General features: G+C 62.6%; 24 protein-coding genes. 6 read left to right on the plus strand and 18 right to left on the minus strand.

The features are described 5' to 3' along the window. Positions 1-176: 176 nt before the first annotated feature. From IB241_RS05590 to IB241_RS05630, 9 genes are all read right to left on the minus strand, one after another. Complete coding sequence (locus tag IB241_RS05590; protein WP_192297409.1) at positions 177-2513, minus strand: putative bifunctional diguanylate cyclase/phosphodiesterase; 2337 nt, start codon at positions 2511-2513, stop codon at positions 177-179. A gap of 581 nt (positions 2514-3094) precedes the next feature. Beyond that, a complete protein-coding gene (locus IB241_RS05595) occupies positions 3095-4270 on the minus strand; it encodes an ABC transporter substrate-binding protein (RefSeq protein WP_192297411.1) in 1176 nt (391 codons plus the stop codon). Further along, a complete protein-coding gene (locus IB241_RS05600; RefSeq protein ID WP_192297413.1) occupies positions 4267-5241 on the minus strand; it encodes a CobW family GTP-binding protein in 975 nt (324 codons plus the stop codon). Before IB241_RS05600 ends, IB241_RS05595 begins: the two co-directional genes overlap by 4 nt. A 29-nt stretch (positions 5242-5270) precedes the next feature. Then, on the minus strand, positions 5271-5564 hold the full coding sequence (locus IB241_RS05605) for a hypothetical protein (protein ID WP_192297415.1): 294 nt from the start codon (positions 5562-5564) through the stop codon (positions 5271-5273). A gap of 13 nt (positions 5565-5577) precedes the next feature. Beyond that, positions 5578-6327: an SDR family NAD(P)-dependent oxidoreductase gene (locus IB241_RS05610; RefSeq protein ID WP_192297417.1), complete on the minus strand. Its 750-nt coding sequence runs from the start codon at positions 6325-6327 to the stop codon at positions 5578-5580. Between the two features lie 137 nt (positions 6328-6464). Then, complete coding sequence (locus tag IB241_RS05615; protein ID WP_192297419.1) at positions 6465-7226, minus strand: SDR family NAD(P)-dependent oxidoreductase; 762 nt, start codon at positions 7224-7226, stop codon at positions 6465-6467. Positions 7227-7236: 10 nt separating this feature from the next. Further along, on the minus strand, positions 7237-8577 hold the full coding sequence (locus IB241_RS05620) for an MFS transporter (RefSeq protein WP_192297421.1): 1341 nt from the start codon (positions 8575-8577) through the stop codon (positions 7237-7239). 18 nt (positions 8578-8595) lie between these two features. Then, positions 8596-9474 carry a polysaccharide deacetylase family protein gene (locus tag IB241_RS05625; protein WP_003234086.1) on the minus strand — a complete coding sequence of 293 codons (879 nt, stop codon included), beginning with the start codon at positions 9472-9474 and terminating at the stop codon, positions 8596-8598. 11 nt (positions 9475-9485) lie between these two features. Further along, positions 9486-10808, minus strand: coding sequence for an amidase (locus IB241_RS05630; protein ID WP_192297423.1), 1323 nt, complete (start codon positions 10806-10808; stop codon positions 9486-9488). Between the two features lie 336 nt (positions 10809-11144). On the opposite strand from IB241_RS05630, the gene IB241_RS05635 reads away from it, so the two are divergent. From IB241_RS05635 to IB241_RS05650, 4 genes are all read left to right on the plus strand, one after another. After that, positions 11145-12134, plus strand: coding sequence for a GntR family transcriptional regulator (locus IB241_RS05635; RefSeq protein WP_192297425.1), 990 nt, complete (start codon positions 11145-11147; stop codon positions 12132-12134). Positions 12135-12280: 146 nt separating this feature from the next. Next, positions 12281-14704 carry an endopeptidase La gene (lon, locus tag IB241_RS05640; protein ID WP_192297427.1) on the plus strand — a complete coding sequence of 808 codons (2424 nt, stop codon included), beginning with the start codon at positions 12281-12283 and terminating at the stop codon, positions 14702-14704. Positions 14705-14924: 220 nt separating this feature from the next. After that, entirely contained in the window at positions 14925-15314 is a 390-nt protein-coding gene (locus IB241_RS05645) for a protease inhibitor I42 family protein (protein WP_192297429.1), read from the plus strand. Between the two features lies 1 nt (position 15315). Then, entirely contained in the window at positions 15316-15972 is a 657-nt protein-coding gene (locus IB241_RS05650) for a lysoplasmalogenase (protein WP_192297430.1), read from the plus strand. On the opposite strand, the gene IB241_RS05655 is transcribed toward IB241_RS05650, so the two are convergent. Continuing rightward, positions 15945-16310: a hypothetical protein gene (locus IB241_RS05655; RefSeq protein ID WP_192297432.1), complete on the minus strand. Its 366-nt coding sequence runs from the start codon at positions 16308-16310 to the stop codon at positions 15945-15947. The two genes, IB241_RS05650 and IB241_RS05655, sit on opposite strands and share 28 nt — an antisense overlap. A 176-nt stretch (positions 16311-16486) precedes the next feature. On the opposite strand from IB241_RS05655, the gene cmoA reads away from it, so the two are divergent. Continuing rightward, positions 16487-17230: a carboxy-S-adenosyl-L-methionine synthase CmoA gene (cmoA, locus tag IB241_RS05660; protein ID WP_192297433.1), complete on the plus strand. Its 744-nt coding sequence runs from the start codon at positions 16487-16489 to the stop codon at positions 17228-17230. Continuing rightward, positions 17227-18183, plus strand: a complete 957-nt coding sequence (cmoB, locus tag IB241_RS05665; RefSeq protein WP_192297435.1) for a tRNA 5-methoxyuridine(34)/uridine 5-oxyacetic acid(34) synthase CmoB — start codon at positions 17227-17229, stop codon at positions 18181-18183. The genes cmoA and cmoB overlap by 4 nt, the downstream gene beginning before the upstream one ends. Positions 18184-18324: 141 nt before the next feature. Here the strand turns inward: cmoB and tadA are convergent, their stop codons facing one another. The 8 genes from tadA to lepA form a co-directional block, all read right to left on the minus strand. Beyond that, on the minus strand, positions 18325-18822 hold the full coding sequence (gene tadA, locus IB241_RS05670) for a tRNA adenosine(34) deaminase TadA (protein ID WP_192297437.1): 498 nt from the start codon (positions 18820-18822) through the stop codon (positions 18325-18327). Next, positions 18822-20198: a multicopper oxidase family protein gene (locus IB241_RS05675; RefSeq protein ID WP_192297439.1), complete on the minus strand. Its 1377-nt coding sequence runs from the start codon at positions 20196-20198 to the stop codon at positions 18822-18824. Before IB241_RS05675 ends, tadA begins: the two co-directional genes overlap by 1 nt. Before the next feature lie 295 nt (positions 20199-20493). Further along, complete coding sequence (gene pdxJ / locus IB241_RS05680) at positions 20494-21237, minus strand: pyridoxine 5'-phosphate synthase (protein ID WP_135287580.1); 744 nt, start codon at positions 21235-21237, stop codon at positions 20494-20496. A 51-nt stretch (positions 21238-21288) separates the two neighbouring features. Then, positions 21289-21972: a DNA repair protein RecO gene (gene recO, locus IB241_RS05685; protein ID WP_135287579.1), complete on the minus strand. Its 684-nt coding sequence runs from the start codon at positions 21970-21972 to the stop codon at positions 21289-21291. Positions 21973-22127: 155 nt separating this feature from the next. Then, positions 22128-23030: a GTPase Era gene (era, locus tag IB241_RS05690; RefSeq protein WP_038851274.1), complete on the minus strand. Its 903-nt coding sequence runs from the start codon at positions 23028-23030 to the stop codon at positions 22128-22130. After that, the gene (rnc, locus tag IB241_RS05695; RefSeq protein WP_012722401.1) at positions 23023-23712 is read right to left on the minus strand and encodes a ribonuclease III; all 690 of its coding nucleotides are present in this window, start codon (positions 23710-23712) and stop codon (positions 23023-23025) included. Before rnc ends, era begins: the two co-directional genes overlap by 8 nt. Before the next feature lie 148 nt (positions 23713-23860). Next, entirely contained in the window at positions 23861-24712 is an 852-nt protein-coding gene (gene lepB, locus IB241_RS05700; RefSeq protein WP_192297441.1) for a signal peptidase I, read from the minus strand. A gap of 5 nt (positions 24713-24717) precedes the next feature. After that, complete coding sequence (gene lepA, locus IB241_RS05705; protein WP_003210439.1) at positions 24718-26517, minus strand: translation elongation factor 4; 1800 nt, start codon at positions 26515-26517, stop codon at positions 24718-24720. Positions 26518-26569: the final 52 nt, after the last annotated feature.

The following is a 26569-nucleotide window of genomic DNA, read 5'->3' on the forward strand; positions in this document are numbered from 1 at the left end:
TGCCTTGGCACATACGAGGGTTATGGCGCAGATGATGCCGCAAACAAGGCCAATTGCCATCATTGTTTCAGCACAAAGCTTGACCGCCGGTCGGCAAAAAACTATGCAATCGGTCAGGACATGTAGAGGTCATCGGCGCAGCACGAAAAATCTGTAGCCGCTGCAAACGGGGTTTTCTAGAGCGGCACCCGCTCGCGGCGCATCCACATCTCGAACGCCATGGCATTCAATGGCCGGCTGATCAGGTAACCCTGGGCGGTGTCGCACTTCCACTGCTTGAGCAGCTTCAGGCTCGGCGCAAACTCCACGCCTTCGGCCACCACCTTGAGTCCCAGGTTGTGGCTCATCTCGATGGTGGAACGCACGATCACCCCGTCGCCGCTGGTGCTGTCGAGGTTGCGCACAAAGGACTGGTCGATCTTCAACTCCTGCACCGGCAAGCGCTGCAATTGCGCGAGGGACGAATAGCCGGTGCCGTAGTCGTCCACCGACAGACTGATGCCGCAACCGCGCAGTTGCTCCAACACGTTCAGTGCCTGTTGCGGGTTGTGCATGATCGCGCTTTCGGTGATCTCGAAGATCAGTTGCTCGGCCGCCACCGCGTATTGCATCAGCAACGCGGTGACACGAATCGCCAGGTCATCATCGGCCAGGTCATCCACCGAAATATTCACCGACAGTTGGATATGCAGCCCGCGCTGCCCCCACTCGGCAATCTGGCGGATTGCTTCTTCGATCACCCACAGGGTCAGGCTGGCCATGCTGCCGGTGCGCTCGGCCAGGGGAATGAATTCGGCCGGCGACACCTGGCCCAGGGTCGGATGCTGCCAGCGCAGCAAGGCTTCGGCCTGGCGCACATAGCCCTGGCTGAGGTCGAGCTTGGGCTGGTAGCACAGGAACAGTTCGCCTTCGACCACCGCACGGCGCAGGTCGCGGATCAAGGTGATCTGGCGCTGGTGGGCCAACTCGCGATGCTGCTGATAGATCTGCAAATGCCCGGGCAAGGTGGCCGCGTCGTGCCGGGCAATCGCGGCGCGGCTGATCAACTCTTCCACCTGCTGGCCGTCGCCGGGGTAGGCGGCGATGCCGATACTGACCTCGTGGCGTACTTCGTCATGGCCGATGCGCTGGGGTTCGGTGAGCAGCGCGTAGAGGCGGTCGGCGCGGGCGACGGCGCGGTCGATCTCGGTGTTTTCCAGCAGCACCAGGAATTCACTGCCAGCGATACGTGCGGCAGTGTCGCTGGCGAGCAGGCTCATGGACAGGCAACGGCTGGCTTCGCGGAGCATTTCCTCGACGCCCTGGGCGCCGAAACCCTCGTTGATCAGGCGGTAGTTTTCGATCCCCACATACAGCAACACCACCGGCCGACGCGCACTGATCGCGCTGCCCAGGCGCTCCATCGCCAGCGCACGGTTGGGCAGGCCGGTCAGTGAGTCATGCAGGGCGTTGTGCGCCAGTTGCCGCTCGCGCACGGCGATGCCGCTTTGCATGGCGTTGAACGCCCGGGCCAACAGGCCGAATTCATCGTGGCTGCGCACACGCACCGGGGTGCGGTAATCGCCGGCACCGATACGGTCAGCGGCCTCCACCAACGCATTCAGCGGGCGCGATACCCGCCGCGCCAAGAACAACGCGCCGGCCAGCGACACCACCAGCACCGCCAGGGCTATCCCGAGGAACTGCCGGTCCAGCGGCGCAAAGGATTCCAGGGCGTGGTCCAGTGGGCTCTGCAGCAGCACCCGCACCTCATCGCTCTCGCCGGTATTGGCCAGCGACAGCACCTGACTGAGCATGCGCTGGCCGTGGAAGCGTTCGATGTAGGCCTCGGAGGTGGCCGGCGCCCGGCGCAGCGTGGCGAGAATATCGGCGCGGACCGTGTCGGGCTGAGTGCTGAACAACGGGCCGGTGCGACCGTCCTGCCTGGCGAGGAACGACACTTCCAGGTTGCTCATGGAACGCAGTTCGTTGGCGAACTGGGCGTCCATCGCAAAGCCCATGACGACACGCGCCACCGGCTGCGGGTTCAAGACGTCCTTTTGCACCAGCAGGTAGGGATGCCCGTCCATGGCCACGATCAACATTTGCAGACCGCTGCGCCGCGCATGGCGCAAGGCTGCGTCCTGGGGGAACAGCATGCCAGGGGTGAACAGCGGCAAGGTGCTGACCGTGACCTTACCGTCCAGGCCCAATACAAACACTTCGCTGGAACCGATACCGGTGCCGTGCCGGTACAACGCGGCCAGGATGGCTGCGGTGTTGCCTTCGGTCACGGCTTGCTTGAAAGGTTCGTCGGCGGTCAGCCAGTCCAGGCCGTATTGCAGGCGGCGACCGCGCAGGTCGAGCAGGCGCTCGAACACCTGGCTGCCGGTTTCCAGCTGGACCTCGGCCTGGTTCTCGACGGCCCGGGTAGTTGCGGCCTTGACGGCAAAGTAAGTGGCGGCGACGACCACCAACAGCAATAACGCGAGCACCCCGGCGATACGGGTCTGGAACGTATGGCGCCACCTCATTGCAGTGCCCTCTGGCAGCAACTTTGTCTTTCTGCCACTACGTCCCTGTGTCATACGCATCCCTGGCAACTGCTGACCTGGCGTCAAAAAAACATCCATTTCAATTGGATATTCGGTTTAAGCAGGTTAGCTGGGACCTGGGATATGTACACCCAATAGAACAGGGAAAATCACTGCCAATTTATTGGCGACACTGGCTTGACCGAACGTCCACCTCCCCCGCGTTCGACACCTTGTAGTGAGCGGGCTTGCCCGCGCTGGGCGGCGCAGCCGCCCCAAATAGTCCGCCGCGGTGTTTCAGCAAGATCGAGGTGTCAGGGTTTAGGGCGGCTTCGCCACCCAGCGCGGGCAAGCCCGCTCACTACAGGGGCGGGAGCGCATGGGGTCACGTAGTGCGGGCGCGCATGAAGTCGCCCCAGCGCCGTACCAAGTAGTGAGCGGGCTTGCCCCGCGCTGGGCGGCGCAGCCGCCCCAAATAGTCCGCCGCGGTGTTTCAGGAAGACCGAGGTGCCAGGGTTTAGGGCGGCTTCGTCACCCGGCGCGGGCAAGCCCGCTCACTACAGGGGCGCGCGCGCATGAGGTCACGTAGTGCGGGCGCGCATGAAGTCGCCCCAGCGCCGTACCAAGTAGTTGTGCTCGTCCATCACCGAGTTCCACACCGCGATATGCCCCATGCGCTGCTCGTAGGAACCGCCATCGCGCACTTCACCGATGTCGATCAGCGGCAGGCCATCGCTGCCGAGCAATTCTTCCCGGGCCGGTTGGCCGGCGTACCAGTAATCCCACTCGGCGCTGCTCAGGTGATCGCGACTGCGGGCCGGGTTGCCGATGTAATAACCCTGGCGCGCCATCACTGCGCCGGGCCAGCCGGACAGCCACCAATTGAGGTAGGCGTAAGCCGCGTCCAGCACCGGGCCCCGGGCATGCCGTGACAACGACAGGCCGCCGAACCAGGCGCGATAGCCCTCGCGCGGTACCGCCAGGCGGTATTTCACCCCGGCGCGGTGCAGGCGCATCAGGGTCGGTGACCATAGGCTCTGGATGTCGATACTTGGGCTGAGCATCAGTTGGGCAGCCTCTTCGTCGTCCGACCAGAACGCGGCGAAGTGGCCTTCCTTCTGTTTGCGCACCAGGATAGTGGCGAGCACGTCGATCTCTTCGATGCTCATGTTGCCGATGTCCTTGAACTGCGCCAGACCCGCGCCCTGCACCGCCAATGCCGCGTCCAGTGCGCCGATGGCCGCGTCGCTTTGCAGCGCGGTGCGTGCGCTCCAGGCCGGGTCGAGCAGCCAGCCCCAGCTTTCGTTGCGGTGGCAAAAGCCTTCGGGCAGCCGTTCGGGGCGGTAGGCGAAACTGTCGGCGTTGTGGGTCAGGGGCAGCATGCTGATGCGTTCGGTGACGGTGCTGCCGAGGCTGCCGTCGTGCTGCACGAACAGGCGCTCACTGGGCACGCTGCCGCTACCGAGGCGGTCATCCGGCGACAGCCGGCCGCGCTTGGGCAGGTCGTTGATTTCGTGCCACAGCGCGATGCGCCGCGTGTCGATGGGCTGGATCGCCCGCGCCGGCCACACGAAGTCGACGTTATGGAACCACTGGTCGTACAGGTCGTAGCTGTCGGGCTGCATCACCGCGATGCGCTGGGCCTGTTCGACGTCGTGCACCTGATAGACCAGGCGAATGCCCAGTTCCTGCTCGGCGCGCACACGCAGGCATTCCAGCAAGGTCACGGAGGTGCCGAGCACCCGCAAGGTGATCATTGGGCGAACCGCCGCGAGAACACTTCAAAGGAACGGCGCAGCAGCGCCGGGTCGAGGCCGCGCAGGATAAACACCAGACGCGACTGGCGGTCGTCGCCCGGCCAGGCAGGCAAATGCACCGGGGCATGCAGGCAGTGCTGCACGCCATGAATGACGATGGGGGCGTGGCTGGCGTTCACGTTGAGCAGTCCTTTGACCCGGAGGATTCGTTCGCCATGGCATCTTAACAGCATCGACAGCCACACCCCGAAACCAACCCAGTCCAACGGCTGCTCGAAGGTCAGGCAGCACACCTGCGCGGCGCCGTGGGTGGCGCTGACGGGTTGGTGCAGTTGCCAGCGGCCAACCTCCACGGCGGGCTCGGCACTGCGCAGGCCTTCTCCGAGCAGCAATTGGTCGCCGCTGTGGATCTCGTGGGTGTTGAGGATGGGCGTGCCGGCATTCAGCGCCTGCAAGTGCGCGCGCAGTGGGCCACTGTCGCCGGCCACATCGGTCTTGCTCAGCAGCAAGCGATCCGCCGCCGCGACCTGGGCCAGCCATTCCGGGTGCAGGCGCTCTTGCAGCGCGGCGTGGCTGGCGTCGACCAAGGTGATCACCAGACCGATATGAAAACGCCCGCGCAGTTGCACGTCATTGTTCAAAGTGGCCAGGATCGGCGCCGGATCGGCCAGGCCGGTGGTCTCCAGGATCACCCGCTTGAACGCCGGGATTTCACCACGTTCGCGGCGTTGCAGCAGGCCCAGCAGCGCGTCTTTCAACTCGCCGCGAATCGAACAGCACACGCAGCCGCTGGGCAGCAGCACCGTGTCCGGCGCGACTGCTTCGACCAGCAGATGGTCGATGCCGACATCGCCGAATTCATTGATCAGCAGCGCGGTGTCGCCAAGGCTTTCACCTTGCAGCAGGCGCTTGAGCAAGGTGGTCTTGCCGCTGCCGAGGAAACCGGTGATGACGTTCAGCGCGATACTCATGGTCGTTTCCCTCGCCACAGCGGGCGGGTTTAGTGTTCAAGGTGGTCGAGCAATTTTGGATCGAGCGGGTCCAGCGCACGCCCGAGCATGGTTTCGGCGGCCTGCCACAGTTGATCCAGGCCGCTGGCCAATTCCTGCTTGCCCGTGGCGCCGAGCAACAGGTACGAGGCGCCCTGGAAGTCTTCGACCTTGAGCCGGAACACCGCCAGCACCTGGTTGATCGCCGCGATCCGGCGCAGGCGCTCGCGGCGCCTGGGCAACTCGTCGCCCAGGGGGTCGCTCCAGTGCAGGTCTTCGCCGAGCAGCCCGCAGAGTCCGCACATGGCTACACCTCGCTCATGGCATGACGTCGCCGGAGTTCGGGCCGAGGGTCTGGCCGACAAACAGGTTGCCGCCCGGCTCGCTGGCCAGCAGCACCGCGGTGGGCGCGACTTCGTCGGCCAGGCCGAAGCGGCCCAGGGGCAGTTCCTTGGCCTTGGCGCGTTTCCAGTCGTCGCTGATGCCGCCCACCAGCGGCGTTTCAATCGGGCCAGGGGCGATGGCGTTGACCAGCACGTTGTCCTTGGCCACTTCCAGCGCCAGGGACTTGGTAAAGCCGATCACCCCGGCCTTGGCGGCCGCATAGTGGGTCAGCTCGGCACCGCCCTTGATGCCCAGTTGCGAGGCGACGTTGATGATCCGCCCCCAACGCTGCGCGAGCATGTGCGGCAAGGCACGCTGGCTGGCGACAAACACGCTGGTAAGGTCGACCCACAGCATGTCGTTCCACATCTCGATGGTCAGGTCGACACAACGCGCCTGGGTGAGCATGCCGGCGTTGTTGACCAGGATGTCGATGCCGCCAAACTGTTCGACGCACTTGTCGACACTGGCCTGGGCACCTTCGACGGTGCCGACGTCGGCCAGGCATTCGACCACTTCGGCGCCGAGGTTGCGGCAGGTGATCGCGGTTTCGGCGAGGCTCGGCGCGTTGCGGTCGGCCAGCACCAGGCGTGCGCCTTCGGCGGCATAGGCGCGGGCGATGGCAGCACCGATGCCGCTGCCGGCGCCGGTGATCACGGCGCGGCGGTTAATGAGTTGCTGCATATACAAGTCCCCTTAAGCTCACACAGATCCCATGTGGGAGCGGGCTTGCTCGCGAATGCGGTGTGTCAGTCACAGTTGATTTATCTGAACCACCGCTTTCGCGAGCAAGCCCGCTCCCACATTTGGACCCAGTACATTCAGTCTGGCCAGCGTACGGTGAGGCCGCCGTCGATAATGATGCTTTGCCCGGTCAGGTAGCTCGACGCCTCACTGGTCAAAAACTGCACCAGCGACGCCACTTCATCCGCCCGCCCTACCCGCCCCAGCGGGATCGCCCGCGCGGCTTTCGCCAGGCCTTCGGGCCCCAGGGAGTTCTTCGCGTCCAGCGACTGCGGCGTCTCGATCAACCCCGGAATCACCGCATTGCAACGAATGCCCTGGGCTGCCAACTCCACCGCCAGCGAGCGGCACAGCCCCGGCACGCCGGCCTTGGCTGCGGCGTAATGGCTGTGTTCCTGCCAGCCGTACACGCCACCGGCAATCGACGAAATCGCCACCAGCGCACCGCCTTCGCCCATGTGCCGGACTGCGGCGCGGAAAGTGCGCATCACCCCCGTCAGGTCGACATTGAGCATCTCGTCCCACAGCGCATCGGTCATTTCCAGCAGCGGTGCGCGGCGCAGCAAACCCGCGTTGGCCACCGCGTAATCGAGGCGACCGAAGTGCTCCACGGCTTGCGCGGCCAGAGCGTCGACCGAGGCGGTATCGCCCACGTCCAGCGGCAACATCAGGCACTCGCCGCCGGCTTGTTGCACCAGGGCTACGGTGGTTTGCGGGTCATGGGGATCGGCCGGGTAATACCCGCCGACCACCGCCACACCGACCCGCGCATAGGCCACGGCGAGGGCTTGGCCGATGCCGCTGGCGGCACCGGTAATCAAGGCAACTTTACGGTTCATCAAAAACTCCTTACTGAACGGTTTCCGGGCGCACATGGCGCGCGGCAAACATCAACACGCCGGACAGGAAGCACGGCACCGCACCGAACCACAGCGCGGCGGTCTGCCAGTCGCTGCCGGCGGCCAGCACTTGGGTCGCGCCGAAACCTGCGACCACGGCACCAATCGGGCCCATGGCATGGATGATCGCGCCGCCGGTGGCGCGGATGCTGGTGGGGAAACTCTCGCTGATAAAAAACAGTGCCGCCGAGTACGGGCCGATCAGGAAGAACAGGCCCAGGCTGTACAGCCCGACCACCATCGCCATGTTGCTCGGGCCGAACAGCATGCCGGCGAACGACAGCCCGCCGAGCATCCAGCCCAGGCCGATGACGTTGCGACGGCCGATCTTGTCGCCCATCCAACCGTGGCTGAGGTAACCGCAGTAACCCACCAGGTTCGAGAGCACGAGGATGATCAGCGAGTTTTCGAACGAGATGTGGTGCACGCTGACAATCACCGACGTACCCAGCACGCTGAACACCTGGATCGCGGCCCAGTTGAGCAACAGCGCGGCACCGATCACCAGGGTGGCACGACGGGCCGGGCCACGGAACGCGGCCTTGAGGCCGGCCTTGCTGTGTTCGTCGTAGTCCACGCCGTAGGTGACGGCGACGTTTTGCGCTTCAGTCACCGCGCCGCTTTTGCGCAGTTGGTTGATGCGTTCGTGGATCTGGAACTGCGGGCTCTCCTTGAGCTTGCGCGCCATGATCGCGATGACGATGGCCGGGATCGCGGCAAAGATGAAGCAACCCTGCCAGCCGATGATCGGCAGCAACAGTGCGGTCAAACCGGCGGCGATCAACGCACCGACCGGCCAGCCGCCTTGCACCAGGCTGTAGATAAAGCCACGGCGCTTGGTCAGGCGCGGATCTTCCGAGGCGCCGTACAGCTCGCTCAGGTAGGTGGCGTTGACGGTTTCCTCGGCATAGCCCAGGCCGCCCAACGAACGGATCAGTATCAGCGGCGACTTGCCCCACGCACCACCGATCGCAGTCAGCGCCGAACACAGCGCGGAACCCGCCACGGTAAAGATAATGCCTTTGCGCCGGCCCAACTTGTCGACCACCGGCCCAATAGCAAACGCCACCACCGCCGTGCCCACCGCGACCCAGGTCGCGATTTGCGCTTGCTCCACTTCCCCCCAGCCGAAGTGTCGGCCGATTTCCGGCAGCAAGGTGCCGAAGAGGATGAAGTCATACACCGCAAACACCCAGGCGAAAAACGCGATCCAGGTCGCGAAGCGCACTTCCTTGGAGGTCAGTTGCCGGGGTTTCCAGCCAGTCAGGTCAAGCTTGTTATAGATGGACATGGGTCGCGCCTCTGGGGGTCAGGTACGGGGTTGGCGGCGGATGAAGTCGTCGGCGATTTCGTCAAAGGTGACGAAGCGCACGCCGGCATGGCTCTGGATGTGTTCGATCAGGCGCTCGAGCATCAGCAGCACTTGCGGGCGGCCGGACACGTCGGGGTGGATGGTCATGGTGAACACCGCGTGTTCGTGTTCGCGGTAGACCCAGTCGAACTGGTCGCGCCACATTTCTTCGAGGTGACGCGGGTTGACGAAGCCGTGGCTGTTGGGGGCTTTCTTGATGAACATCATCGGCGGCAGGTCGTCGAGGTACCAGTTGGCCGGGATCTCCACCAGGTCGGTTTCCTCGCCGCGCACCAGGGGCTTCATCCAGGTGTCGGGGTGCTGGCTGTAGTCGATCTTGGTCCAGCTGTCGCCCTTGCGCACGTAGTAGGGATGGAAGTCGTTGTGCATCAGGCTGTGGTCGTACTTGATGCCTTTTTTCAGCAGCAGCTCGTTGGTGACCTTGCTGAATTCCCACCACGGGGCGACGTAGCCAGTGGGGCGTTTGCCGGTGACTTGGGTGATCAATTCGATGGATTTATCGAGGACGATTTCTTCCTGCTCGGCAGTCATGGCGATGGGGTTTTCGTGGCTGTAGCCGTGCACGCCGATTTCGTGGCCGGCGTCGGCCACGGCCTTCATCTGCTCGGGGAAGGTTTCCATCGAGTGGCCAGGGATAAACCAGGTGGTGCGCAGGCCGTAGCGTTCGAACAGCTTGAGCAGGCGTGGCGCGCCGATTTCACCGGCGAACAGGCCACGGGAAATGTCGTCCGGCGAGTCTTCACCGCCGTAGGAACCGAGCCAGCCGGCGACGGCGTCAACGTCGACGCCAAATGCACAAAGGATGTCTTTAGCCATGGTGTGTCTCCTTAAATAGTCAGTACGGATTCGACGGACAACGCCGCGCGCAACAGGCGCGCGTCTTCCCCCGTCGGGGCGCTGAGCAGCAGCCCGGTGGGCAGGCCCAGGGCATCGCGGCCGCTGGGCAGGGTCACGCCGGGCATGTCCAGGAAACTGCCGGGCATGGTCAGGCGCAGGGTGGCGAGGTTGGTTTGGATGAACAGGTCGTCGTCGGCTTCCAGCGGTGCCAGGGGCGGCGCGACGTGGGCGACGGTCGGGGTGATCAGGAGGGCGCCGTCGAGGTCGTCGGCCAGTTGCTGTTGCAGGCGACGGCGGGCTTCGGTCAGGTGCAGCAATTGGCTGGCGGGCAAGCCGCGGGCAGCTTCGAGGCGGCGCCGTACGCGGGGGTCGAGGTGCGCGGCGTCGGGGCTGTCGAGCAGCGCTTCGTGCAGGGCGAAGGCTTCGAAGGCGCCCAGCCAGCCGTGATCCCGGATCAGCTGCAAGGTGGCCTGGAACGCCTGGCATTCACGTTCTTCGATCAGCGCACCGGCGGCTTTGAGTCGCTGCACGGCGTGCAGCAGGTTGTTGCGCACCGCGGGTTCGGCGTCCTGTTGCGCCAGCACCAGGCGCAGGCCCTTGAGGCTGCGGGCACTGTGGGTCTGGCGGCGGCCGTGGAGCAGATCGTCGATGGCCAGCGCATCGCGCACGCTGCGGGTCAGTGGCCCGAGGCTGTCGAGGGTGCGGGACAACGGGAATACGCCGTCGCGACTGTAGCGTCGGCTGCTGCTGCGGTAGCCCACCAGGCCATTCAACGCGGCGGGAATGCGGATCGAACCGGCGGTGTCGGTGCCCATGGCAATCGGCACGATCCCGGCCGCGACGGCGACCGCCGAACCCGATGACGAACCGCCGGGAATGCGGGCTTGATCGCTGCTGCTCGGGTTGTGCGGCGTGCCGAAATGCGGGTTGAGGCCCAGCCCGGAATAGGCCAGTTCGCTGAGGTTGGTCTTGCCCACGCTGACCATCCCGGCGCGGCACAACAGGCCGACACAGGGCGCATCAAGCGCGGCGGCGGGAGCGTTGCGCCGGTAGGCGGCACCGGCGGTGGTGACGCTGCCGGCCACGTCGAACAGGTCTTTCCAGGCCAATGGCACGCCGTCGAACACGCTCAATGGCTGACCGGCCCGCCACCGTGCGGCAGAGGCTTGGGCTTCACGCCGGGCACGCTCGGCGCTCACCGAGATAAATACGCTGGGGGCCATGTTCGCGTGCATCAGTGCTTGCTCGAGCACCTGCACCGGGTCGTTGCGACCGCTGGCGAAATCCTCGGCCATGGACGTGGCGTCTGACATCAAGATGACCTCCAAAAACGTACATATTAATAAAATGTACATTTTACAAAGGCAGCTTTCGTGCCAGTCTGCATGCGGGACGCATCGTGCAAGTAGGGAATTTCGCCCAGAGCTGCGGGATAGATGCTTTCGCTTGGCGGAAAAAAATCTTGCGGGAACGCCGAATAGCGCCTTCAATGAAATAATGTATCTTTTATGAATAAGTACATTTTGGTGCAGAAAAGTAACATCCCTACATTCAAGGCCCCAAAAAAGTGCCATCGCCGTGGCGCAGGGTGACAGGCGCAAGTTATGAGAGAATCCCCGGCCACCGTCCTACATGCCCCAGGGAAAGCAATGAAAGCAGCGTCCGCCTCGGCCTCCCGTTACGCGATGATTCACCAGGTGTTGCGTGACGCGATCGTCAACGGCACGGCTCGCCATGGCCTGGTGTTACTGGAAGCGCCGCTGGCCGAACTGTTCGGCACCAGCCGCGTGCCGGTGCGCAAGGCATTGGACCTGCTGCATGACGAAGGCTTGATCTGCCGCTTCAACGGCCGGGGTTATCTGATCAACCCCGAGGGCCTGGCGCTGGAGCCGTTGCGTCTGCCCTTGAGCCATGCGCACCTGGGCCTGAACGGTGAAGATGAGCTGGTGGACACGCGGCCGCTGGGCGAACGCATCGTCGAGGAAATCGGCGCGGCGTTGTCCACCTGCATCGCCTTCGGCCATTACCGCCTGGACGAACAAGCCGCGGCTGACCATTACGGTGTCAGCCGTGCGGTGGTACGTGAGGCACTGATGCGTTTGCGCGACCGTGGCCTGGTGGAAAAAGAGCCCTACTCCCAGTGGCTGGCCGGGCCGTTGACCGCGCGGGAAGTCACCGAAGACTACGAACTGCGCGCCTGCCTGGAGCCCGAAGCCTTGCGTCAAAGCGCACCGGGGCTGGATCGCGAGACACTGGAAGCGATGTTGCAGCGGGTGCTGGAAGCGCAGGAAAGCCCGCAATGCAGCCTGCAAGCCATCGAACAGATCGAAGAGGATCTGCATCAACGCTGCCTGGCCGGCTTGCAGAACCGCAAGATCGCCGCACTGATCCGCCAGGGGCAGAGCCCGATGATCATCAGCCGGATTTTTTACCGGTTGCTGGGCATCGGCGCGGACCCGGCGATGTTGGCCGAACATCGGTTGATTCTGGAGTTGTTGTTGCATGGCGCGTTTGATGCGGCGGCGCTCAACCTGCGCGAGCATCTTCAGCGCGCCAGGCAGCGGATGTTGCAGCGCCTCAAGGTGTTGTCGGTGCTACCAGAGCAACCCCTGCCCTCCTACCTGCACAAAATCAGCTGACTAAACGCAATTTAAAATGTGGGAGCTGGCTTGCCTGCTCCCACAGGGCAGAAATACTGTGCAATATGTTGCTATCTCGCCCCCACCATTGAAACCACCGCAACCCCGCCCCATCTAACCTGCATACTTCCTGACGCAGGTGCCCCATGAGCGACCAGCAAGAATTCCCCGAATACGATCTAAACGACTACGCCGACCCCGAAAACGCGCAATCCCCTTCGTCCAACACCGGCCTGGCGCTGCCTGGGCAGAACCTGCCGGACAAGGTCTATATCATCCCGATCCACAACCGCCCGTTCTTCCCGGCGCAAGTGCTGCCGGTGATTGTCAACGAAGAGCCGTGGGCCGAGACGCTGGAGTTGGTGAGCAAATCCGACCACCACAACCTCGCCCTGTTCTTCATGGACACGCCGCCGGAAGACCCGCGCCATTTCGACACCTCCAGCCTGCCGCTGTACGGCACCCTGGTGAAGGTGCACCACGCCAGCCGTGAGAACGGCAAGCTGCAATTTGTCGCCCAGGGCCTGACCCGTGTGCGCATCAAGACCTGGCTCAAGCACCATCGTCCGCCGTACCTGGTGGAAGTGGAGTACCCGCACCAGCCGTCCGAGCCGACCGACGAGGTCAAGGCCTACGGCATGGCGCTGATCAATGCGATCAAGGAACTGCTGCCGCTCAACCCGCTGTACAGCGAAGAGTTGAAGAACTACCTCAACCGCTTCAGCCCCAACGACCCGTCACCGCTTACCGACTTCGCCGCCGCGCTGACCTCGGCCACCGGTAACGAGTTGCAGGAAGTGCTGGACTGCGTGCCCATGCTCAAGCGCATGGAGAAAGTGTTGCCGATGCTGCGCAAAGAGGTGGAAGTCGCACGCCTGCAAAAGGAAATTTCCGCCGAGGTGAACCGTAATATCGGTGAGCACCAGCGCGAGTTTTTCCTCAAGGAACAACTCAAGGTCATCCAGCAGGAGCTGGGTTTGACCAAGGACGATCGCAGCGCCGACGTCGAACAATTCGAGCAACGCCTGGAAGGCAAGGTGCTGCCACCCCAGGCGCAGAAACGCATCGACGAAGAACTGAACAAACTGTCGATCCTGGAAACCGGCTCGCCGGAATACGCGGTCACGCGCAACTACCTGGACTGGGCCACTGCGGTGCCGTGGGGCGTATACGGCAAGGACAAGCTCGACCTGAAACACGCACGCAAGGTGCTGGACAAACACCATGCCGGCCTGGATGACATCAAGAGCCGCATCCTCGAATTCCTCGCGGTGGGTGCCTATAAAGGTGAAGTCGCCGGCTCCATCGTGCTGTTGGTAGGCCCGCCGGGTGTGGGCAAGACCAGCGTGGGTAAATCCATCGCCGAATCCCTGGGGCGGCCGTTCTACCGCTTCAGCGTCGGCGGCATGCGCGACGAAGCCGAGATCAAGGGCCACCGCCGCACCTACATCGGCGCCCTGCCCGGCAAGCTGGTGCAGGCACTCAAGGATGTGGAGGTGATGAACCCGGTGATCATGCTCGACGAGATCGACAAGATGGGCCAGAGCTTCCAGGGCGACCCGGCGTCGGCCTTGCTGGAAACGCTCGACCCGGAACAGAACATCGAATTCCTCGACCACTACCTGGACCTGCGCCTGGACCTGTCCAAAGTGCTGTTCGTGTGCACCGCCAACACCCTCGACTCGATCCCCGGCCCGCTGCTGGACCGCATGGAAGTGATTCGCCTGTCGGGCTATATCACCGAAGAAAAGGTCGCCATCGCCAAGCGCCACCTGTGGCCCAAGCAGCTGGAAAAAGCCGGCGTGGCGAAAAACAGCCTGACCATCAGCGACGGCGCCCTGCGCGCCTTGATCGACGGTTACGCCCGCGAAGCCGGGGTGCGCCAGCTGGAGAAACAGCTGGGCAAACTGGTGCGCAAGGCGGTGGTCAAGCTGCTGGATGAGCCGGACTCGGTGATCAAGATCGGCACCAAGGACCTGGAACGCTCCCTGGGGATACCGGTGTTCCGCAATGAGCAGGTACTGTCCGGCACCGGGGTGATCACCGGCCTGGCCTGGACCAGCATGGGCGGCGCCACATTGCCGATCGAGGCGACGCGCATCCATACGCTCAATCGCGGCTTCAAGCTCACCGGGCAGTTGGGTGAAGTGATGAAAGAATCCGCAGAAATCGCCTACAGCTACATCAGTTCGAATCTGAAGTCGTTTGGCGGCGACCCGAAATTCTTCGACGAAGCCTTCGTGCACTTGCACGTACCCGAAGGTGCCACGCCGAAAGACGGCCCGAGTGCGGGCGTGACCATGGCCAGTGCATTGCTGTCGCTGGCGCGCAACCAGCCGCCGAAAAAAGGCGTGGCCATGACCGGCGAGCTGACGTTGACCGGGCACGTACTGCCGATTGGCGGCGTGCGTGAGAAGGTGATTGCGGCGCGGCGCCAGAAGATTCATGAGCTGATTTTGCCGGAGCCGAACCGTGGCAGCTTTGAGGAGTTGCCGGAGTACCTCAAGGAAGGCATGACGGTGCACTTCGCCAAGCGCTTCGCTGACGTCGCCAAAGTACTCTTCCAATAACACGGTAGTGAGCGGGCTTGCCCCGCGCCGGGTGGCGAAGCCGCCCCAAACCCAGGCACCTCGGTCTTGCGGGAACACCGCGGCGCCCTGGTTGGGGCGGCTTCGCCACCCGGCGCGGGGCAAGCCCGCTCACTACAATGGTTTATGTCACTTTCGCCTTGTCACACCTTGTCTCATCTTCGGTTATGCTCGCCCTTCGTCGTCAATCAACGGAGGCTTCATGACTGCTGCCCGCCTGCTTCTCCCCTTGAGCCTTGCCCTGCTGGCCGCCTGCGCCAGTACTCCCAAGCAAAACGTCAGCGTGGACAACCAGAGCGCATGCCCGCTGCAGCTCAAGACCGGGCAGAACCTGATCCTGACCCTGCCGAGCAACCCCACCACCGGCTATCGCTGGGCCATCCAGGATTCCGCCGGCGGTGTTCTGCGCGCGTTGAGCCCTGAGGTCTACAGCAGCCGCGAATCCGGCGTGATCGGCGGCGGCGGCCAGTCCACCTGGCGCTTCCAGGCCTTCGCCGCCGGCCAGGGGCGTTTGCGCCTGACCTCCCAGCAACCCTGGGAACCCGAAGCCGAACCCGCCGAGACCTTCGACTGCGCCATCACGGTGAACTGATATGCCATGGCTGATTCTTGCGTTGATGGGCGCCGGCACCTTTATCTACGGCCTGAGCACCCACGCGACGTTGTTGTGCCTGCTGGTCAAGCCGCTGCCGGTACTGGCGCTGCTGGGCTGGCTGCATGATGCGCCGCCCACCGACTATCGACGCTGGATCAGCCTGGGGCTGATTTTCTCCCTGGTGGGCGATGTGCTGCTCGCGTGGCCGGGCGACTTGTTTATCTTCGGCCTCGGCGCGTTTTTGTTCGCGCACCTGGCGTATCTCAAAGCGTATTTGAGCGACTGCCGCCGCTTGGCGCTGTTGCCGTTGGTATTGGCCCTGGGCGTGGGGGCTGTGCTGCTGAGCATCCTGATCTCACATGGCCTCGGCGACTTGCTGATCCCCGTGGTGGTTTACGCAACGGTGATCAGCGCCATGCTCTGGCGAGCGTTGGCACGCCTGGGCAGCGACGTGCCCAAGCGCTCGGCGTTACTGGCAGCGGCGGGCGCGGTGTCGTTTGTGTTTTCCGACACGCTGATCGGCATCAACCGCTTTGTGGTGGCGTTTGAGGCGGCGCCGTATGTGTTGATCGTCTCGTACTGGCTGGGCCAGTGGGGGATCACCGCGTCGGCGTTCGACCGAGTACCTCACAACTTGTCGAGCGTGAACCGATAACTTTCGATGGCATAGGTCAACTGAAATTCGACGGCCTTTTTAAGCGCGGCCTTTTCCGCGTCTTTCTTGGCGTTCTTGACAGGGTCCTTGTCGGGCACGCCGTAGTCGAGGCGACGCAATTCCAGGTACAGGATCTTCATGGCATCGGACAAGATGTCGGCGGCATTGGAAATAATCCGCAGGTTGTCGCGTACGGGCAGCAACGCGCTTTTGGCAATTTCGTCATCCGCCTGTTTTCTCAGATCGAGAAATTCAGTGACGTCGATTTTCTTGTCCTTGTTGATCTTCGCCAGCAGCGCTTTCAACTTCTTGTCAGTGACGGTCAGTTTCAGGCTCATGATTGCATCCTCAGGGAATATCAGACTCCCCCGAACTTAGGCCCTCGCAAATAAGCCGTCTACTGTCAGAATTAACAGGTCGCCCGCCTTGCCTGACTAACGGTCCGATCAACCATGCATCCCGCTGTCAACTTGGCTAAAATGCCGGCCTTCCCCCCATCAATGCCGGAACAACCGTGAGCAAACAACCCGATCGCCTATTCGCCCAGCCCCTGACCCAGGTGCCGGACTTCGCCTTTAACGAGGATGTGGTGCGGGTGTTCCCGGACATGATCAAGCGCTCGGTGCCGGGTTACCCGACCATCGTCGAAAACCTCGGCGTGCTCGCGGCGCAGTTTGCCCAGCCCAATAGCGTGCTCTACGACCTCGGTTCATCCCTCGGCGCGGTGACCCAGGCCCTGCGCCGGCATGTGCGTACCGACGGCTGCCGGGTGATCGCGGTGGATAACTCGGCGGCGATGGTCGAGCGTTGCCGCGAGTACCTCAATGGCCAGGACTCGATGTTCCAGGAGTTGCTGCCGGTCGAGGTGGTCGAAGGCGATATTCTCGCGCTGCAATTTCAACCGGCCTCGGTGGTGGCGCTGAACTTCACCCTGCAGTTCATCGCCCCCGAAGAACGCCTGGCGCTGCTCTCGCGCATACGCCAGTCGCTGCTGCCGGGTGGGGCGCTGATCCTGTCGGAAAAGCTGCGCTTCAACGATGTTGAAGAACATGAACTGCTCACCGACCTGCATATCGCGTTCAAACGCGCCAACGGCTACAGCGAACTGGAAATCGCCCAGAAGCGCAGCGCCATCGAAAACGTCATGAAGCCCGACAGCCTCGAAGAACACCGCGAACGCCTGCTGGCGGCTGGTTTCTCGAAAGTCGTGCCGTGGTTCCAGTGTCTTAACTTTGCCTCGTTGATTGCCTTGCCATGATTGATCTGTCCCCCCTCGCCCGCCATCTGGTCGGCACTCCCCTGGCTGTGTGGGCCCAGGGCCTGCAAGCGCAACTCGATAGCAAGATGGAAAAGGGTCATGGCGACCTGGAGCGTTGGCAGAGTGCGTTGGACGTCTTGCCAAAGATCCAGCCAAGCGAGGTGGACTTGCTCAATGGCCTGACCCTCGACACCGATTGCGACGACGAAACCCGCGCACAAATGCGCACCGCGTTGATGGGCCTGAGCCCGTGGCGCAAAGGCCCGTTCAACCTGTTCGGCGTGCATGTGGACACCGAATGGCGTTCGGACTGGAAGTGGTCGCGGGTGGCCCCGCATTTGAACCTCAAGGGCAAGCGAATCCTTGATGTGGGCTGCGGCAATGGCTACTACATGTGGCGCATGCTCGGCGCCGGGGCGGACAGTGTGATTGGCGTCGACCCGAACTGGCTGTTTTTCTGCCAGTTCCAGGCGGTGCAACGTTACCTGTCGGAACCGAAAGCCTGGCACCTGCCGTTCCCGTTCGAAGACCTGCCGGCGAACCTGGAAGGCTTCGACACGGTGTTTTCCATGGGCGTGTTCTATCACCGGCGTTCGCCGATCGAGCATCTGCTGGCACTGAAAGACACCCTGGTCAAGGGCGGCGAACTGGTCCTGGAAACCCTGGTGGTGGAAGGCGATCAGCAACAAGTACTGGTGCCGGAAGACCGCTACGCGCAGATGCGCAACGTGTGGTTCCTGCCCTCGGTACCGGCGCTGATGCTGTGGCTGCGGCGCGCCGGGTTCAGTGATGTGCGCTGTGTGGACGTGAGCGTGACCACGGTGGAGGAACAGCGGGGGACGGAGTGGATGAAGTATCAGTCGCTGAGGGACTTCCTTGATCCTGAAGATCACAGCAAGACCATCGAAGGGCTGCCGGCGCCGATGCGGGCGGTGATCATCGCCAAGAAGTAGCGGTGACGTATCCCTGAAGAAACAAAGATCAAAATGTGGGAGCGGGCTTGCTCGCGAATGCGGTGGTTCAGATAAATCGATTGTGACTGACCCACCGCTTTCGCGAGCAAGCCCGCTCCCACATTTGATCTGCAGTGTTCTTTAGAGCGGGGGCTTGGCGCGGCGGGCCTTGAAGAATTCGCTCAAGACCGTGCCGCACTCCTCGGCCAACACCCCACCTTCAAACAGCACTTTGTGATTGAGAAACCCCTGGGTAAAAAACTGCCCCTGGCTCTGCACAATCCCCGCCTTCGGCTCCAGCGCGCCGTACACCACCCGCGCCACCCGCGAATGCACGATCAAACCGGCGCACATGCTGCACGGTTCCAACGTCACATACAGCGTGCTGCCCACCAGCCGATAATTGCTGATGGCCTGCGCGGCATTGCGGATAGCGACCATTTCGGCGTGGGCGCTGGGGTCGTTGCCGCTGATCGGGCAATTGAAGCCACGGCCGATGATTTCGCCGTCCTGGACCAGCACCGCGCCTACCGGCACTTCACCCAAGGCTGCGCCCTGGGCAGCGAGGGCCAGGGCTTCGCGCATGAAGTCCTGGTCGCGGCTGCGGTCGATGATCGCGGTGGGGCGGAACTGGCGCATCACGCCACCTCGATGGCGGCCATCAGGCCGGTTTCCATGTGATCGATCACGTGGCAATGGAACATCCATACCCCCGGGTTATCTGCCACCAGCGCCACGCGGGCGCGTTCGTTCTTGCCCAACAGGTAAGTGTCGGTGAAGTACGGGATCACCTTGTGGCGGTTCGAGGCGATCACCTTGAAGCTCATGCCGTGCAGGTGGATCGGGTGCTGGTACTGGGTCATGTTCTTCAATTCGAAGATGTAGCTCTTGCCCTTCTCCAGCTTGGCGATGGGCCGGTCGGCGCAGGTCTTGTCAGTAATGTCCCAGGCCTGGCCGTTGATTTGCCACAGGCTGGGCGGCCGACCATCGTCGACGGAAACGGTGCCGACCCACTCGAAATTGAAGTTGAGCTTCTCGGCGTTGGCCAGGTCCGGCTCGGCAATCGGGTTGGCGGGCAATGCCGCTGGCCAGTCCGTCGGCGCATCGCTGTTGGCGACCGAGCGGAACGTGCCCAGGCGCACCGGGCCGTTGCGGATCGACAACTCTTCGCCGGCCGGCGGTGCCTTGATCGCCAGGCAGATGCGCATGCCCGGGCCCAGCCAGTATTCCTTGCCCAGCGGGCGCGGCTCGATGGGGTTGCCGTCCAGCGCGTAGATCTGCGCTTCGACGTCAGGGATGTTGATGCGATAAGTCAGGGTGTTGTCGAGGTTGAGCAAGCGCACGCGGGTGATCTGCCCAGCGGGCAAGTCGATCACCGCCTGGGACACGCCGTTGATCGTCGATAATCGCCCGGCAGTACCGCCACGCGCGGCCTCACGGGGTACGCTGAAAGCGACGAAGGCGCCCTCTTCGTCCACGTGCCAGCTTTTCAGGCTCAAGGTGCGTTCGTGTTTGAACCCGGTGGGCTCGCGCTCTTCAATGATCAGCGGGCCGACCAGGCCACGGCCGAGTTCTTCGCTGCTGTTCACATGGGGGTGATACCAGTAGCTGCCGGCGTCGGGCACACGGAATTTGTAGTCGAAGTACTCACCAGGCAAGACCGGCAACTGGGAGACGTAGGGCACACCGTCCATTTCCAGCGGCAGGCGGATGCCGTGCCAATGAATGGTGGTGGCGACCGGCAGGTGGTTGATAAAGCGCACCCGCAGCCATTCGCCCTGGCGTACGCGCAACTCGGTGCCCGGCGCCGACGGGCCGAACGCCCAGGCCTCGGTCTTGTGGCCCGGCACCAGTTCCACGTCCAACGGCGCGGCGATCAGCTCGTAATCGTGGCCCGCTTCGGCCTCGGCGACCTTTCCCAGCCAGTAGCGGTAGGCGCCACCCGCACCGACGCCCACTACGGCCAGGCCTGCGAGACCACCCAGGATTTGTCGACGGGAAAAGGATCGGGACACAACAACCTCACGTATCGGCCGCGGGCACAGGGCCTGCAAAGGGCAGATACGATACACCTGCATCGGCTAAACAGTAAGGCTTCGCATTGCCGCATGGCCGAATTCAAAGGGTTTCGCTGGATGAACACCGCTCTAGACACACCAAAGATCAACTGTGGGAGCGGGCTTGTGTGGGAGCGGGCTTGCTCGCGAAAGCGGTGGGTCAGCCACAGATGTATCAACTGACAGACCGCATTCGCGAGCAAGCCCGCTCCCACATTTTTTTGATCTTCAGTGGTTTTTAGACTGTGTTGGTTCAGGCCTTGGCGGCAGCCAGGATCAGGGCTTTCATCTCGGCCACGGCGCCTTTGAAGCCGACAAACAGCGCATGCGCCACCAGCGCATGGCCGATGTTCAGCTCGTTGATACCCTTGATCGCCGCCACGGCTTCGACGTTGTGGTAGTGCAGGCCGTGGCCGGCATTGACGATCAAACCTTCGCGCAGGCCGACGGCAACACCGTCGATGATGCGTTGCAGTTCGTCAGCCACTTCGGTCGGCGTGGTGGCATCGGCATAACGGCCGGTGTGCAGCTCGATGGCCGGCGCACCGACGCGGCGCGAGGCTTCGATCTGGCGCTCGTCGGCATCGATGAACAGCGAGACTTCGCTGCCGATCTGCGACAGACGATCCACCGCCGCCTTGATCCGTGCCTCCTGGCCGGCAACGTCGAGGCCGCCTTCGGTGGTGAGTTCCTGGCGCGTTTCCGGGACCAGGCAAATGTGCGCCGGGCGGATGCGTTCGGCGAACGCCATCATTTCTTCGGTGACGCCCATTTCAAAGTTCATGCGGGTTTGCAGCACGTCCTTGAGCAGCAACACGTCGCGCTCCTGGATATGGCGACGGTCTTCGCGCAGGTGCACGGTGATGCCGTCGGCGCCCGCTTCTTCGGCGTCCAGCGCAGCCTTGACCGGGTCAGGGTAACGGGTGCCCCGGGCCTGGCGCAGGGTGGCGACGTGGTCGATGTTGACGCCAAGAAGAATGCGATTGCTGGTGGTCACGGAAGCGCTCCTGAAAAGGGAAAGAAACGCCGCACAGCATACACGGGGTTGTCAGGGCTTTCGAAACAACTCGCGACTGACCAGCGGCCGGCCGCCCAGATGCACGGCCAACGCTTGGCGCATCAGACGCTTGGCGGCGGACAACGCACCGGGGGCGCTCCAGTCGGCTTCGCTCATGGCCAGCAACTCGGTGCCCTGGAACAGGCCGGGTTGCAGCAGGTAGACGCGCTCCAGGCCGGCGTCGACTTGCAGGCGGTACATGCCGTCGGCGGCGATGGGCTCGCCGTGCAGGTCGTTGGCCAGTTCGAAGCCGTAGCCGAGGTCGTCGAGCAGGCGCCATTCGAACGCACGCAGCAAAGGCTCCAGGGGGCGGCCTTCGGCGAGGGCGAGCAGGGTCGCAGCGTAGTGATCGAAGACGGCTGGGTGCGGGTCTTCGGCGGGCAAGAGGCGGATCAGCAGTTCATTGAGGTAGAGGCCGCTGAAGAGGGCTTCGCCATTGAGCCAGGCGGAGGTGCCGACGCTTTCCAGGCGGCCGACGTTTTTCAGCTCGCCCTTGCCGCGAAATTCCACGTCCAGGGCCACAAACGGCCGTGCCTGCGTACCGGCCTTGCCCCGTGCACTGCGCAAGACGGCGCGCAAGCGGCCCTGGGGCGTGAGGAAGTCCACCAGGGCGCTGGTCTCGCGGTAGGCGCGGCTGTGCAGGACGTAGGCGGGTTGGCTGAGGGGTTGGGACATGGGGTCTCACTGCTGGAATGCATTGTTGAAAACTACACAAACCGAATGTGGGAGCGGGCTTGCTCGCGAATGCGGTGTGCCAGTCGACTTATCAGTGACTGATCCACCGCATTCGCGAGCAAGCCCGCTCCCACATTTTTAGTCCTGCGGTGTTCTTACAGGTCGCCGTAGCCCAGGGAGCGCAGTGCGCGTTCGTCGTCGGACCAGCCGCCTTTCACCTTCACCCACAGGTTGAGCATGATCTTGGAATCGAACAGCAATTCCATGTCCTTGCGCGCTTCGGTACCGATGCGCTTGATGCGCTCGCCCTTGTCGCCAATGATGATTTTCTTCTGGCCATCACGCTCGACGAGAATCAGCGCATGGATGTGCAAGGTCTTGCCCTGCTGCTTGAACTCTTCGATTTCGACGGTGATCTGGTACGGCAGTTCGGCGCCCATCTGGCGCATGATTTTCTCGCGCACCAGCTCGGCGGCCAGGAAGCGGCTGCTGCGGTCGGTGATCTGGTCTTCCGGGAAGAAGTGCTCGTTCTCCGGCAGATGCTCGGCGATCACGCGCTCCAGGGCTTCCAGGTTGTGACCGTGCTGGGCCGAGATCGGGATGATCTGGGCATTCGGCAGTTGTTCCTGCAACCAGCTCAGGTGCGGCATCAGCTCGGCTTTGTCTTCAATGCGGTCGGTCTTGTTCAGCGCGACGATCAACGGGCCGGTGACGTACTGCACACGTTCGAGGACCATCTGGTCTTCGTCGGTCCACTTGGTGCGGTCAACCACGAAGATCACCACGTCGACGTCTTTCAACGCTGCCGAAGCGGTCTTGTTCATGTAGCGGTTGAGGGCTTTCTCGCCGCCTTTGTGCATGCCCGGGGTATCGACGTAGACCGCTTGCACGGTGCCTTCGGTCTTGATGCCCAGCATGTTGTGGCGGGTGGTCTGCGGCTTGCGCGAGGTGATCGCGAGCTTCTGGCCGAGGATATGGTTCAGCAGCGTGGACTTGCCCACGTTCGGGCGGCCGACGATGGCAACATAGCCACAGCGTGTTGCGGTTGAATCAGTCATGGCCATTCTCCACGCCCAGGGCAATCAGTGCTGCAGCGGCCGCTACCTGTTCGGCAATACGACGGCTCACACCCTGACCTCGGCTTTTTTCGTTCAGTAAGGTGATTTCACACTCCACGAAGAACACGCGGCAATGGGGCTCACCCTGGATGTCCACCACTTCATAGCGTGGCAGTTCGCAACCGCGCGATTGCAGGAATTCCTGCAGGCGGGTCTTGGGATCTTTGTTGGTGTCGACCAGCGTCAGGCTCTCGATCTCGGAGGTCAGCCAGGCGGTGACGCGCTCCTTGGCCGCCTCCATGCCGGCGTCGAGATAGATCGCGCCGATCAGCGCTTCTAGAGCGTCGGCCAGGATCGACTCACGGCGGAAACCGCCGCTCTTCAACTCGCCGGAGCCCAGGCGCAGGTACTCGCCCAGGCCGAAACCGCGGGCCAGCACGGCCAGGGTCTCGCCCTTCACCAGGCGTGCACGCAGGCGCGACAACTGGCCTTCACGGGCTTGGGGGAAACGCTCGAACAGCGCTTCACCGGCGACGAAATTGAGGATGGCATCACCGAGGAATTCCAGGCGTTCGTTGTTACGCCCTGCAAAGCTGCGGTGTGTGAGAGCAAGGACCATCAATTCCTGGTCCTTGAAGGTGTAGCCGAGCTGGCGCTCGAGACGTGCTAGAGAAACGGTCACGGTTTACCCATATCTGTGTGGTGGCACCGGCGGCCATCGACGATTGACGCAGTGTTCAAATTCAAATCCTGGTTGGTGCTGCATGAGGCCGGACATTTGTCCAAGCCCCAGAAAAGCATTCGGCGCTGTGTTCACAGCGCCGCCTGTATTACTTGATCAGCCCGACTCGCGAGAAGTTCGGCAGGTGGCTGAGTTTGGACTCCGGCCAGCTCATCCAGACCGCGAAGGCCTTGCCGACGATGTTCTCGTCGGGAACCATGCCCAGCATGTCCTTGGGAATGTTGGGATCGTTCCAATAACGGCTGTCATTGGAGTTGTCACGGTTGTCGCCCATCATGAAGTAGTGCCCGGCCGGCACTTTCCACTCGCCATCAGGCTGGCGGTAGCGCGACATTTCCTTGCGGATCTGGTGCTCCACCGCGCCGAGTTTCTCCTGGTACAGCTCGGCGCTGCCCAGGGAGTTCGGCTCGGAGCCGATCAGCTTTTCAGCCACCGACTCACCGTTGATGAACAGGCGCTTGTCGCCGGTGTAGCGGATCACGTCGCCCGGCAGGCCGATCACACGCTTGATGTAGTTGACGTTCGGGTCGCTCGGGAAGCGGAACACCATCACATCGCCGCGCTGCGGGTCGCCGACTTCAATGACCTTCTTGTCGATCACCGGCAGGCGGATGCCGTAGGCAAACTTGTTCACCAGGATGAAGTCGCCAACATCCAGGGTAGGCTTCATCGACCCCGAAGGGATCTGGAACGGCTCCACCAGGAACGAGCGCAGCACCAGCACGATGAACAGTACCGGGAAGAACGACTTGCCGTATTCAACCAGCAAAGGCTCTTTGTTCAGCTTCTCGACCACCACCGCATCGGGCTGGCTGACGCTGCCCTGATAGGATGCGATAGCCGCCCGCCGACGCGGGGCGAAGAACACCAGATCGAGCAATGCCAGAAGACCACAGACGGCAACGGCGATGACCAGCAACAGCGGGAAATTTAGTGACATAGGACCTAACTATCCAACCTGAGCACCGCAAGGAAGGCTTCTTGTGGAATTTCCACGTTGCCCACTTGCTTCATGCGTTTTTTACCGGCCTTTTGCTTCTCAAGCAGCTTGCGCTTACGGCTTACGTCACCGCCGTAGCATTTGGCCAGTACGTTCTTTCTGAGAGCCTTGACGGAGGTCCGCGCAATGATCTGCCCGCCAATGGCGGCCTGGATCGCGACGTCGAACATCTGGCGCGGAATCAGTTCTTTCATCTTCTCGGTCAACTGGCGACCTTTGTAGTGCGCGTTGTCCTTGTGCACGATGAGTGCCAGGGCATCGACCTTATCGCCGTTGATCAGCACATCCAGTTTCACCAGATTAGCCGATTGATAACGATCGAAATGGTAATCCAGCGAAGCATAGCCGCGACTGGTGGATTTGAGACGGTCGAAGAAGTCCAGGACCACTTCGTTCATCGGCAAATCATAGGTCACTTGGACCTGGGTACCGAGGAACAGCATGTCGTGCTGCACGCCACGTTTTTCGATACACAGGGTGATGACGTTGCCCAGGTGTTCCTGCGGCACCAGGATATTGGCGCGCACAATCGGCTCGCGCATGTCTTCGATGGAAGACAGGTCTGGGAGCTTGGACGGGTTGTCGACGTAAATCGTTTCACCGGTTTTCAGCGCCAGCTCAAAAATAACCGTTGGCGCGGTGGTGATCAGGTCCAGGTCGTATTCACGCTCCAGGCGCTCCTGGATGATCTCCATGTGCAGCATGCCCAGGAACCCGCAACGGAAGCCGAAGCCCAGGGCGTCGGAGCTTTCCGGGGTGTACTGCAACGACGAGTCGTTGAGGGTCAGCTTTTGCAGGGCTTCGCGGAAGTCTTCGAAGTCATCGGAGCTGACCGGGAACAGGCCGGCGTAAACCTGCGGCTGGATGCGCTTGAAGCCGGGCAGCACGTCAACGTCCGGCGTCGAGCTCAAGGTCAGGGTGTCACCCACCGGGGCCCCGTGAATGTCCTTGATACCGGCAATGATGAAGCCTACTTCACCGGCTTTCAGATCGGTGGTCGCCGTGTGCTTGGGGTTGAACACACCAACGCTGTCCACCAGGTGGATCTTGCCGGTGGATTTGACCAGGATCTTGTCGCCCTTCTTCACGCGGCCGTGGCGCACGCGGACCAGGGACACAACGCCCAGGTAGTTGTCGAACCAGGAGTCGATGATCAACGCTTGCAGCGGATCTTCGTAGTTGCCGGTCGGCGCGGGAATGGTCTTGACCAGGCGCTCGAGCACTTCGTCGACGCCCAGGCCGGTCTTGGCGCTGCACTCGACGGCGTCGGTGGCGTCAATGCCGATGATCTTTTCGATTTCTTCCTTGACGCGGTCCGGATCGGCCTGTGGCAGGTCGATCTTGTTCAGCACCGGCATCACTTCCAGGCCTTGCTCGATCGCGGTGTAGCAGTTGGCGACGGACTGGGCTTCAACGCCCTGGCCGGCGTCCACCACCAGCAAGGCGCCTTCGCAGGCGGCCAGCGAGCGGCTGACTTCGTAGGTGAAGTCAACGTGGCCGGGGGTGTCAATGAAGTTCAGCTGGTACTTGATACCGTCTTTTGCGGTGTAGTACAGGGTAACGCTATGGGCCTTGATGGTGATGCCGCGTTCACGCTCGAGGTCCATGGAGTCCAGGACCTGGGCTTCCATTTCACGCTCGGCAAGGCCACCGCACATTTGGATGAACCGGTCGGCCAGCGTCGACTTGCCATGGTCAATGTGGGCGATGATGGAGAAATTGCGGATATGACTCAAATCACTCACGGATCAACACTCAAAAAGGCTGCAGGCAGATTGCCCGCTGAAAAATAGCCGG

The organism is Pseudomonas sp. PDM05 (genome assembly GCF_014851685.1).
Lineage (GTDB): Bacteria > Pseudomonadota > Gammaproteobacteria > Pseudomonadales > Pseudomonadaceae > Aquipseudomonas.

Bases quoted from the DNA above. Each gene is read 5' to 3' on its own strand.
- IB241_RS05625 (WP_003234086.1), bottom strand. From the start codon at position 9,474: ATGGCTAAAGACATCCTTTGTGCATTTGGCGTCGACGTTGACGCCGTC.
- IB241_RS05630 (WP_192297423.1), bottom strand. From the start codon at position 10,808: ATGTCAGACGCCACGTCCATGGCCGAGGATTTCGCCAGCGGTCGCAAC.
- era (WP_038851274.1), bottom strand. From the start codon at position 23,030: ATGACTGATTCAACCGCAACACGCTGTGGCTATGTTGCCATCGTCGGC.
- cmoB (WP_192297435.1), top strand. From the start codon at position 17,227: ATGATTGATCTGTCCCCCCTCGCCCGCCATCTGGTCGGCACTCCCCTG.
- IB241_RS05635 (WP_192297425.1), top strand. From the start codon at position 11,145: ATGAAAGCAGCGTCCGCCTCGGCCTCCCGTTACGCGATGATTCACCAG.
- lon (WP_192297427.1), top strand. From the start codon at position 12,281: ATGAGCGACCAGCAAGAATTCCCCGAATACGATCTAAACGACTACGCC.
- lepB (WP_192297441.1), bottom strand. From the start codon at position 24,712: ATGTCACTAAATTTCCCGCTGTTGCTGGTCATCGCCGTTGCCGTCTGT.
- IB241_RS05645 (WP_192297429.1), top strand. From the start codon at position 14,925: ATGACTGCTGCCCGCCTGCTTCTCCCCTTGAGCCTTGCCCTGCTGGCC.
- IB241_RS05610 (WP_192297417.1), bottom strand. From the start codon at position 6,327: ATGCAGCAACTCATTAACCGCCGCGCCGTGATCACCGGCGCCGGCAGC.
- IB241_RS05600 (WP_192297413.1), bottom strand. From the start codon at position 5,241: ATGAGTATCGCGCTGAACGTCATCACCGGTTTCCTCGGCAGCGGCAAG.
- IB241_RS05650 (WP_192297430.1), top strand. From the start codon at position 15,316: ATGCCATGGCTGATTCTTGCGTTGATGGGCGCCGGCACCTTTATCTAC.
- IB241_RS05655 (WP_192297432.1), bottom strand. From the start codon at position 16,310: ATGAGCCTGAAACTGACCGTCACTGACAAGAAGTTGAAAGCGCTGCTG.
- IB241_RS05605 (WP_192297415.1), bottom strand. From the start codon at position 5,564: ATGTGCGGACTCTGCGGGCTGCTCGGCGAAGACCTGCACTGGAGCGAC.
- tadA (WP_192297437.1), bottom strand. From the start codon at position 18,822: ATGCGCCAGTTCCGCCCCACCGCGATCATCGACCGCAGCCGCGACCAG.
- IB241_RS05595 (WP_192297411.1), bottom strand. From the start codon at position 4,270: ATGATCACCTTGCGGGTGCTCGGCACCTCCGTGACCTTGCTGGAATGC.
- recO (WP_135287579.1), bottom strand. From the start codon at position 21,972: ATGTCCCAACCCCTCAGCCAACCCGCCTACGTCCTGCACAGCCGCGCC.
- IB241_RS05615 (WP_192297419.1), bottom strand. From the start codon at position 7,226: ATGAACCGTAAAGTTGCCTTGATTACCGGTGCCGCCAGCGGCATCGGC.
- IB241_RS05620 (WP_192297421.1), bottom strand. From the start codon at position 8,577: ATGTCCATCTATAACAAGCTTGACCTGACTGGCTGGAAACCCCGGCAA.
- IB241_RS05590 (WP_192297409.1), bottom strand. From the start codon at position 2,513: ATGAGGTGGCGCCATACGTTCCAGACCCGTATCGCCGGGGTGCTCGCG.